Raw genomic sequence first — 10,712 nt, 5'->3', positions numbered from 1 at the left:
CGCCGACCGACCTTCCGACCACCGCCGACGCCGACCGACCCGCCGACCACCGAATCACGGGGCTGGGGCCAACCCGTCCTCCCGGACACTCACGGAGCACACCCGATGGCGAACGAAGAGCAACTTCGCGACTACCTGCGCCGGGCGGCGACCGAGCTGCACGACACCCGGACCCGGCTCCGGGACGCCGAGGACCGGTGGCACGAGCCCGTCGCCATCGTCGGCATGCAGTGCCGCTACCCCGGCGGGGTCACCTCCCCGGACGAGCTGTGGGAGCTGGTCCGCAGCGGCGCCGACGCGATCACCGGCATCCCCTCCGGGCGCGGCTGGGAGCACACCGAGACCGTCGGCGGGGCCTCCTACCGGGGCGGCTTCCTGGACGACGCGGCCGACTTCGACCCCGACTTCTTCGGGATCTCGCCGCGCGAGGCGCTCGCCATGGACCCGCAGCAGCGGCTGCTGCTGGAGGCGTCCTGGGAGACCCTCGAACGGGCCGGGATCGACCCGACCTCGCTGCGCGGCAGCCGGACCGGCGTGTTCGTCGGCGTGATCGCCGGCGACTACCTGTCCCGGCTCGCCAGCATCCCCAAGGAGGTCGAGGGCCACCTGCTGACGGGCAGCCTGGTCAGCGTGGCCTCGGGCCGGATCGCCTACGCGCTGGGGCTCGAAGGCGCGGCCGTGACCGTCGACACCGCGTGCTCCTCCTCGCTGGTCGCCCTCCACCTCGCGTGCCAGGCGCTGCGCGCCGGCGAGTGCGACCTCGCGCTCGCCGGCGGCGCGACCGTGCTCGCCACCCCGGGCGCGTTCGACGAGTTCTCACGCCAGCGCGGCCTCGCGGCGGACGGCCGCTGCAAGTCCTTCGCGGCGACGGCCGACGGCACCGGCTGGAGCGAGGGCGTCGGCATGCTGCTCGTCGAGCGGCTCTCCGACGCCCGCCGCAACGGGCACCCCGTGCTCGCCGTCGTGCGCGGCTCCGCGGTCAACCAGGACGGCGCGTCGAACGGCCTCACCGCGCCCAACGACCTGGCCCAGGAGCGGGTGATCCGGCAGGCGCTGGCCGGCGCGCGGCTGAACCCCTCCGACGTCGACGCCGTCGAGGCGCACGGCACGGGCACCCGGCTCGGCGACCCGATCGAGGCCCAGGCACTGCTCGCCACCTACGGGCAGGGGCGGCCCGCGGACCGGCCGCTGCGCCTCGGCTCGGTGAAGTCCAACCTCGGGCACACCCAGGCCGCGGCCGGCGTGGCCGGCGTGATCAAGACGGTCATGGCGCTGCGGCACGGCGTGCTGCCGCGCACGCTGCACGTCGACGAACCCACGCCGATGGTCGACTGGGAGGCGGGCCGCGTCGAGCTGCTCACCGAGCCGGTGGCCTGGCCCGCGGGCGAGCGGGTGCGCCGGGCCGGCGTGTCCTCGTTCGGGGTGAGCGGCACCAACGCGCACGTGATCATCGAGGAGGCGCCGTCCGAGGACGGGTCGCTGACCGCGGACGAGCCGCCTGCGGACGCACTGCCTGCCGACGCACTGGCCGCCGACGCACCGCCCGTCGACGCACCGGCCGCCGACGCACCGCCTGCCGAGGCACCGGCGGCCGACGCGCCTGCGGTCCTGACGGAGGCCGTCCCCGGCGCCGCTCCCGGCGCCGTCCCGTGGGTGGTCTCGGCGCGCACCGGGGCCGGGCTGCGGGCGCAGGCGGCCCGCCTGCGGGACTGGGCCGCCGGACACCCCGGCGCCGACCCGGCCGACGTGGCGTGGTCGCTGGCCTCGGGCCGGGCGGTGCTGGAGCACCGGGCGGTGCTGGTCGGCCGGGAGCCCGCCGAGCTGGCGGCCGGGCTCGCGGCCCTCGCGGACGGGGCCGACGGGCCCGCCGCCACCGTGGAGGGCGGCGGCGCGACGGTGGTCACCGGCGCCGTGCGGCGCGGCCCGGGGCGGACCGCGGTCCTCTTCACCGGCCAGGGCGCCCGCTCGCGCGGGACCGGCCGGGAGCTCTACGGCGCCTTCCCGGTGTTCGCCGCCGCACTGGACGAGGTCTGCGCGGCCTTCGAGGGCGTGACCCCGTTCTCCGTCCTCGACGCCGTGCTGGGCACCCCGGGGAGCACCGGCCGGGCCGAGCCCGCCGACCGGGCGGAGCCCGAGCCCACCGGCGTCGCCCAGCCCGCGCTGTTCGCCTTCGAGGTGGCCCTCTACCGCCTGTGGACGTCGTGGGGGGCGGCACCCGACTACGTGGCCGGCCACTCCCTCGGCGAGATCACCGCCGCGCACGTCGCCGGGGTCCTGTCGCTGGACGACGCCGTCACCCTGGTCGCCGCCCGGGCCCGCCTGATGGGCGCGCTGCCGGCCGGCGGCGCGATGCTCGCGGTCGGCGCGTCCGAGGCCGAGGCCGCCGCGGTGCTGGCGGCGGTGCCGGGCGAGGTGGGACTGGCCGCCGTCAACGGGCCGGCGAGCGTGGTGGTCTCCGGCACCGGTGAGGCCGTCGAGCGGGTGCGCGCCGAGTTCGCCGCCCGCGGCCGCCGGGTCGCGCGGCTGAGGGTCTCGCACGCCTTCCACTCCGCGCTGATGGAGCCGGTCCTGGAGAAGTTCGCCGGGGTCGTCGAGGGGCTGCGCCTCCGGGCCCCGGCGATCCCGCTGGCCTCCAACGTGACGGGCGGGATCGTCGCCCCGGAGCGGCTCGCCGACCCGGCGTACTGGGTCGAGCACCTCCGGCGCACGGTCCGGTTCGGCGACGCGGTCGGCGCGCTGCGGGCCGCCGGGGTGACCACCTTCGTGGAGCTCGGGCCGGAGGCCGCGCTGACGCCGATGGTCGCGGAGTGCCTCGCCGCCGAGGAGGCGGCCGGGACGGTCGCGGCCATCGCCGCGCTGCACCGCGACCGGGACGCGGTGACCGGAGTGCTGGCCGCGCTGGGGCAGGCGTTCGTGCGCGGCGCGGCGGTCGACTGGGCGGCGCTCACGGCCGGGGACGCCCTCGGTGCGGGCCGCGGACGCCGCCGTGTCGACCTGCCGACCTACGCGTTCGACCGGCGCCGTTTCTGGCTCGACGCGGGCGTCGCCGCGACCGACGCGACCGGCCTCGGCCAGGGCGCCGCGGACCACCCGCTGCTCGGCGCCGTGGTGCAACTCGCCGACGGCCACGGCTCGCTGTTCACCGGCCTGCTCTCGCTCGACACCCACCCGTGGCTCGCCGACCACGTGGTGCTGGGGACGGTGCTGCTCCCCGGCACGGCCTTCCTGGAACTGGCGCTGCACGCGGGCCGGCGGACCGGCCGCGAGCTGGTCGAGGAGCTCTCCCTGGAGGCGCCGCTGGTCTTCGCCGAACGCGGCGCCGTCCAGCTCCAGCTCTGGGTCGAGGCCCCCGACGAGGACGGACGCAGCGCCGTCGCGATCCACTCGCGGCCCGGGACGGACGACCCGGGCGAGCCGTGGACCCGGCACGCCGTGGGCACCCTGGCCCGCACGGTCGAGCCCGCGCCCGGCGCCGCACCCGTCGCCGACCTCGCCGTCTGGCCGCCCGCCGGCACCGAGCCCGTCCCGCTCGACGGCTTCTACGACTGGCTCGCCGACAGCGGCGTCACCTACGGCCCGGCCTTCCACGGCGTGCGCGCCGCCGCCCGGCGCGGCGACGAGGTCTACGGGGAGGTCGAGCTGCCCGAGGGCGTCGCCCACGAGGCCGACCGCTTCGGCACCCACCCCGCCCTGATGGACGCGACCCAGCACCTGCTCGGCATCGCGGCGTTCGCCGACCGCGCCGACCCCGGTGCCGGACCGGTGTCGCTCCCGTTCTCCTGGCGCGACGTCCGCCTGCTCGCCCCCGGCGCGGCCGCGGCCCGGGTCCGGCTGCGGCGCACCGGACCGGAGTCGGTGGCCCTGACCCTCGCCGACCGTGACGGCCTGCCGGTCGCCGAGGTCGGCTCGCTCGCGGTCCGCCCGGTCTCGCCCGAGAAGCTGCGGTCCGCCGCGACGGCCCGCCAGGACCCGCTGTACGAGGTCCGCTGGACGCCGCTGCCCCGTCCGGGCGCCGTTCCGGTACCCGGCCCGGGGACGTGGGCGGTGGCCGGGGACGCGGCACCGTTCGCCGGAGCCCTGGACGCGGCCGTCCACGCGGACCTGGCCGCGCTCACGGCCGCGGTCGACGGCGGCGCACCCGTACCCGAGGTCGTCGTCCTCCCGTGGCCGGGCACCGGACCCGGCGCGGACGCCGCGGTGGCGGGCGCCCCCGGCCTGCCGCCCGTCGCGGACGTGCACGCGGCCGTGAACCGGGCCCTGGCACTGGTCCAGGCCTGGCTCGCCGACCCGCGCTTCGCCGGTACGCGCCTCGCGGTGGTCACCCGCGGCGCGGTGTCCGTCGGCGCCGACGACCCCGTGCGCGACCTCGCCGCCGCGGCCGTCGGCGGGCTGGTCCGCTCCGCGATGTCGGAGAACCCGGAGCGGATCGTGCTGGTCGACGTCGACGGCGACGAGGCGTCCGCCCGGGCGCTCGCCGTCGCCACCGCGGCCGCCGCCGACTCCGGCGAACCCCAACTGGCCCTGCGCGCGGGCACCCTGTACGCCCCGAGGATCGCCCGCAGCGCCCCGGCCGGGACCGCCGCTCCCGCCGCTCCCGCCTTCGGCCCCGACGGGACGGTGCTGGTCACCGGCGGCACGGGCGCCCTCGGCGCCCTGGTGGCCCGCCACCTGGTGACCGCGCACGGAGTCCGCCGGCTGCTGCTGACCAGCCGCCGCGGGCCGCAGGCCCCCGGCGCCGCCGAACTCGCCGCCGAACTCACCGGGCTGGGCGCCGAGGTCGAGGTGACGGCCTGCGACACCGCCGACCGGGACGCGCTGGCCGCGCTGCTCGCCGGCGTCCCCGCCGGGCACCCGCTGCGCGGCGTGGTGCACACCGCCGGCGTCGTCGACGACGGCGTGATCGGCGCGCTGACGCCCGAACGGGTCGCCGCCGTGCTGCGCCCCAAGGTCGACGCGGCGACGCACCTGCACGAGCTCACCCGCGGCCTGGACCTCACCGCCTTCGTCCTCTACTCCTCCGTCGCCGGCGTCATCGGCAGCCGCGGCCAGGCCAACTACGCGGCCGGCAACGCCTACCTGGACGCCCTCGCCCAGCACCGGCGGGCCCACGGCCTGCCCGGCGTCTCGCTCGCCTGGGGCCTGTGGGAGGAGGAGAGCGGCCTGATGAAGGACGACTTCACCGCCACCGACCGGCAGCGCATCAACCGCAGCGGCGTGCTGCCGCTCTCCGACCGGCAGGGCCTCGCCCTGTTCGACGCCGCGCTCTCCCGCGGCGAGGCCCTGCTCGCCCCGGTCCGCCTGGACCTCGCGGCCCTGCGCCGGCTCGACGACGAGCTGCCGGTGATCCTCAGCGGGCTGGTCCCCGCGAAGCGCCGCTCCGGCGGCGAGGACGCGCGCAAGCTGGCGCAGCGCCTGGCCGGCCGGCCGGAGACGGAGCAGGTGCAACTGCTCACCGACCTGGCCCGCCGGCAGGCCGCCGTGGTCCTCGGCCACCCCGGCCCGGAGGCGGTCGCGCCCGAACGGGCCTTCACCGAGCTGGGCTTCGACTCGCTGACCGCGCTGGAGATGCGCAACCGGCTCAACGCCGCGACCGGCCTGCGGCTCCCGGCGACCGTCCTGTTCGACTACCCGAACGCCACCGCCCTCGCCCGCTTCCTGCGCACCGGGCTGCTGAGCCTGCCCGGCTCCGCCCCGGCGCCGGCCGCCGTCCGGGCCCGGGTGCTCGACGAGCCGATCGCCGTCGTCGCGATGAGCTGCCGCTTCCCGGGCGGTATCGCCGGCCCCGAGGACCTCTGGCGCTGCGTGGCCGACGGCGTGGACACGGTGGCGCCGTTCCCGACCGACCGCGGCTGGGACCTCGCCGAGCTGTACGACCCGGACCCGGACCGCTCCGGGCGGTGCTACACCCGTGAGGGCGCGTTCATGCGCGGCATCGACCGCTTCGACTCCGAGCTGTTCGGCATCTCGCCGCGCGAGGCGCTGGCGATGGACCCGCAGCAGCGCATGCTGCTGGAGACCTCCTGGGAGGCGTTCGAACGCGCCGGCATCGACCCGGTGTCGCTGCGCGGCAGCAACACCTCCGTCTTCGCGGGGCTGATGTACGCGGACTACGCCGCCGGCCGGGTGCAGAACGTCGACGACGAGCTGGAGGCGTACATCGGCAACGGCAACTCCTTCGGCGTCGCCTCCGGCCGCGTCGCCTACACGCTCGGCCTGGAGGGCGCGGCGGTCACCGTCGACTCGGCGTGCTCCTCCTCGCTGGTCTCGCTGCACTGGGCGGCCCACGCGCTGCGCACCGGGGAGTGCGACCTCGCGCTCGCCGGCGGGGTGACGATCATGTCGACGCCGAGCGTGTTCGTCGAGTTCGCGCGCCAGCGCGGGCTGGCCCCGGACGGCCGCTGCAAGTCGTTCGCGGCGGGTGCGGACGGCACCGCGTGGGGCGAGGGCATCGGCATGCTGCTGCTGGAGCGGCTGTCCGACGCGCGGCGCAACGGGCACCCGGTGCTCGCCGTGGTGCGCGGTTCGGCGATCAACCAGGACGGCGCGTCGAACGGCCTCACCGCGCCGAACGGGCCGTCCCAGCAGCGGGTGATCCGCCAGGCGCTGGCCAACGCGGGCCTGGGCACCGCGGACGTGGACGCGGTGGAGGCGCACGGCACCGGCACCACGCTGGGCGACCCGATCGAGGCGCAGGCGCTGCTGGCCACCTACGGGCAGGGGCGGCCGGAGGACCGGCCGCTCTGGCTGGGGTCGGTGAAGTCGAACTTCGGTCACACCCAGGCTGCTGCGGGTGTGGCGGGTGTGATCAAGATGGTGATGGCGATGCGGCACGGTGTGCTGCCGCGGACGCTGCACGTGGACGCGCCGTCGCCGCACGTGGACTGGTCGGCGGGCCGGGTCGAGCTGCTGGCCGAGGAACAGGTCTGGCCCGAGCTGGACCGGCCGCGCCGGGCCGCGGTGTCCTCGTTCGGGATCAGCGGCACCAACGCGCACGTGATCCTGGAGCAGGCGCCGGCCGAGCCGCAGTCCGCGCCCGCCGAGCCGCAGCCCGTGCCCGCCGCTGTGGAGGCGCCGTCGGACGCCCCGGCGGAGGCCCTCGCCGCGACCACCGTGGAAGGCGCCGCAGTCCCCGCCGACCCGGCCGACCCCGCCGACCCGGCGGGCCTCGGGGGCGTCGTGCCCTGGGTGCTGTCCGCCCGCACCGAGGGCGCGCTGCGGGCCCAGGCCGCCCGCCTGGGGGAGTGGGCCGCCGCGCACCCCGCCGCCGACCCGGCGGACGTGGCGTGGTCGCTGGCCTCCGGGCGCGCCACCCTGGAGCGCCGCGCGGTCGTCTGGGGCCGCGACGGAGCCGAACTCGCCGCCGGCCTGCGGGCGCTGGCCGACGGGGCGGCGTCGACCGCCCCGTCCGTCGCCGCCGGTGACGCGGGCGGGCCCGGCGCAGGAACGGTCACCGGTCCGGTGCTGGTGTTCCCGGGCCAGGGCTCGCAGTGGGCCGGGATGGCCGCCGAACTGCTCGCCACCAGCCCGGTGTTCGCCGACGCCGTCGCCGAGTGCGCGGCGGTGATGGACCCGCTGACGGACTGGTCGCTGGCCGAGGTGCTGCGCGACGGCTCCGGGGCGCTGCTGGACCGGGTGGACGTCGTCCAGCCGGCCCTGTTCGCCGTGATGGTGGGCCTGGCGCGCTGGTGGGAGTCGGCCGGGGTCCGCCCGGCCGCGGTGATCGGCCACTCGCAGGGCGAGATCGCCGCCGCGCACGTGGCGGGCCTCCTCCCGCTGGCGGACGCCGCCCGGATCGCGGTGCTCCGCAGCCGCGCGCTGCGGCAGGTCTCCGCGGTCGGCGGCGGGATGCTCTCGGTCGGCGTCACCGCCGAACGCGCCGCCGAACTCGTCGCGGGCGACGCCCGGTTGTCGCTCGCCGCGGTCAACGGCCCCACCAGCGTGGTGCTCTCCGGATCCGTCGAGGCGCTGTCCGTGATCGCGGCCGACTGCGAGCGCGCCGACGTGCGGGCCCGCTGGATCCCCGTCGACTACGCCTCCCACTCCGCGCACATGGACGTCCTCCGGGACGAACTGCACGAGCTGCTGGCGGGGACCGCCCCGCAGCCGGGCCGGGTGACGATGTACTCGACCGTCACCGGCGGCTCGGTCACCGACCACGCGACACTCACCGGCCCGTACTGGTACGACAACCTGCGCGGCACCGTCCGCCTCGACACCGCCGTGCGGGCGGCGCTCGCCGACGGGCACACGGTGTTCGTCGAGTGCAGCCCGCACCCCGGGCTGGTCGTCCCGCTGGAGGACCTGATCGCCGAGGCGGGCGCGGGCGGCACCGTCCTGCACACCCTGCGCCGCGGCGAGGGCGGCCCGGGGCGGCTCGTCGCCGCGCTCGCCGCCGGCTACGCCCACGGCCTGGCCGTCGACTGGGCCGGACTGCTGCACCACGACGGGGTGCACCGCGTCGACCTGCCGACCTACGCCTTCCAGGGCCGCCGCTACTGGCTCGACCCCGACGCCGGCACCGCCCTGCCCGGCCGGGCCAAGCGGCCCGCCGCCGCACCGGCCGGCGACCCCGTCGACGCCCGGCTGTGGGACACCGTCGCCGAAGCCGGCACGACCGGGCTCGCCGCCCTCCTCGGCCTCGCCGAGGACGCCCCGCTGCGCGACGTCCAGCCCGCCCTGGCGGCCTGGCGGACCAGGCAGCAGGCCGAGTCGGTGGTGCGCACCTGGCGCTACGCCGAGCAGTGGGAGCCGTGGACGGACGCCCCGCCGGTGCCCGAGCGGCTCACCGGGCGGTGGCTCGTCGTCACACCGCGGGGTCCGGCCGCCGGCCCGCTGCGCGCCACCGTGACCGGCGCGCTCACCGGCCGCGGCGCCGAGGTCCTCGCACCGGACGCCGACGAGCTCCCGGCGCGGCGGGCCGACCTCGCCGCCTGGCTGCGGGAGGCCGCCGGGGCCGGGCCGCTGGCGGGCGTCCTCGCCCTGCCGGTCGGCGACCTGGCGGAGACCGACCCGGCCCCCGCCCTCGCGGCCTTCGTGACGCTCGTGCAGGCCCTCGGCGACGCCGGTGTCGACGCGCCGCTGTGGTGCGTCACCCAGGGCGCGGTGCCGGTCCTGGGCGAACCGCCGCTCAGCGCGGTCGCGGCGGCCGTCCAGGGCCTCGGCCGCGTCGTCGGCCTCGAACACCCGGGGCGCTGGGGCGGCCTTATCGACCTGCCCGGGACCGCCGACGCCCGGGCGGCCGGGACCCTCGCCGCCGTGCTCGGCGCGGGCCCGGCCGATGAGGAGATCGCCGTCCGCCCGCTGGGCGTCTTCGTCCGCCGGCTCGCCCGCCTGCCGCACGCCGAGGGCCGGTCCGCCCGCGAGGCCGCCTGGCAGCCCGGACGGACCGCGCTGGTCACCGGCGGCACCGGCGCGCTGGGCGGGCGGGTCGCGCACTGGCTGGCCCGGGCGGGCGTCGGACACCTCGTCCTCGCCGGCCGCAGCGGCGGGGCCGCCCCCGGCGCGGCCCGGCTGCGCGAGGAGCTCACGGCGGCCGGCGCCGAGGTCGAGATCGCCGCGTGCGACGTGAGCGACCGCGCCGCGGTCGCCGCCCTCCTCGACGGCCTGCGGGCCCGCGGCCTGCGGGTGGACACCCTCGTCCACGCGGCGGGCGCCGAGGTCGGCGGGCCGTTCGACCTGACGACCCGCCAGGACGTCGACGAGGCGCTCGCCGCCAAGGTCGGCGGCGCGCTGGTCCTGGACGAGCTGCTGCGCGAGGACGAGCCCGACACCTTCGTCCTGTTCACCTCCGGCGCCGGGGTGTGGGGCGGCGCGGGCCAGGGCGCCTACGCGGCCGCCAACGCCTACCTGGACGCGCTCGCCGCCCGGCGCCGCGACCGGGGCGCCGCCGCGACCGCGATCGCCTGGGGCCGCTGGGGCGGCGGCGCGGGCATGTCCGCCGGCGAGGCGGGCGCCCGGCTCGACCGGATCGGGGTGCCCGCGATGGCGCCCGAGCTCGCCCTCGAAGCCCTGCGCCAGGCACTGGAGGAGGACCTGACCTGCGTGACGGTCGCCGACATCGACTGGCCGCGCTTCGCGGTCGGCTACACGGCCGCGCGTCCGCGCCCGCTCATCGCGGACCTGGTCGCCGCCGCGACCCCGGCGGACACCGGCGCCGCCCCCGAGGACGGGAGCGGTGCGGGCGCCCCCGAGCTGCTGCGCGAGCGCCTCGCCGGGCTGTCCGGCGCGGACCGGCACCGCGAACTGCTCGCCCTGGTCCGGGCCGAGGTCGCCGCCCAGCTCGGCCACACCGACCCGGCCGAGATCGAGCCCGAACGCCCCTTCCGCGACCTCGGGTTCGACTCGCTGGCCGCCGTCGGGCTGCGCAACCGGCTCACCGCGGCCACCGGCCTGACCCTGCCGACCACGCTGGTCTTCGACCACCCCACCTCGGACGCGCTCGCCGAGCACCTCGACCGGGAGCTGTTCGGCGACACCGCACCCGGGGCGTCGGCGCTCGACGGACTGGACCGGCTGGAGGCCGACCTGTCGGCCCTCGACGGCCCGGCGGAGCGTGAACGCGTCGCCGCGCGCCTGTCCGAACTCGCGGCCCGGCTGCGCGGCACCCCGCGCCAGGCGGCCGAGGCCGGCCGGGACCTGGACGGCGCGACCGACGACGAGATGTTCGACATCCTCGGAGAGGAGTTCGGGATCTCCTGAGCAGTCGTCCACAC

At 78.2% G+C, this 10,712-nt stretch carries 1 protein-coding gene; it reads left to right on the top strand.

Annotated elements, in window-relative coordinates:
• Positions 1–105: 105 nt before the first annotated feature.
• A complete protein-coding gene (locus tag OG550_RS03800; RefSeq protein ID WP_327674476.1) occupies positions 106–10,698 on the top strand; it encodes a type I polyketide synthase in 10,593 nt (3,530 codons plus the stop codon).
• Positions 10,699–10,712: the final 14 nt, after the last annotated feature.

The sequence above is a fragment of the Kitasatospora sp. NBC_00458 genome, from assembly GCF_036013975.1.
In the GTDB taxonomy this organism is placed as follows: Bacteria; Actinomycetota; Actinomycetes; order Streptomycetales; family Streptomycetaceae; genus Kitasatospora.
This window is presented reverse-complemented; position numbering and strand designations above follow the sequence as displayed.

What these genes read in the sequence shown, in the direction of transcription:
- OG550_RS03800 (WP_327674476.1), top strand. Translation starts at nt 106, where the DNA reads ATGGCGAACGAAGAGCAACTTCGCGACTACCTGCGCCGGGCGGCGACC.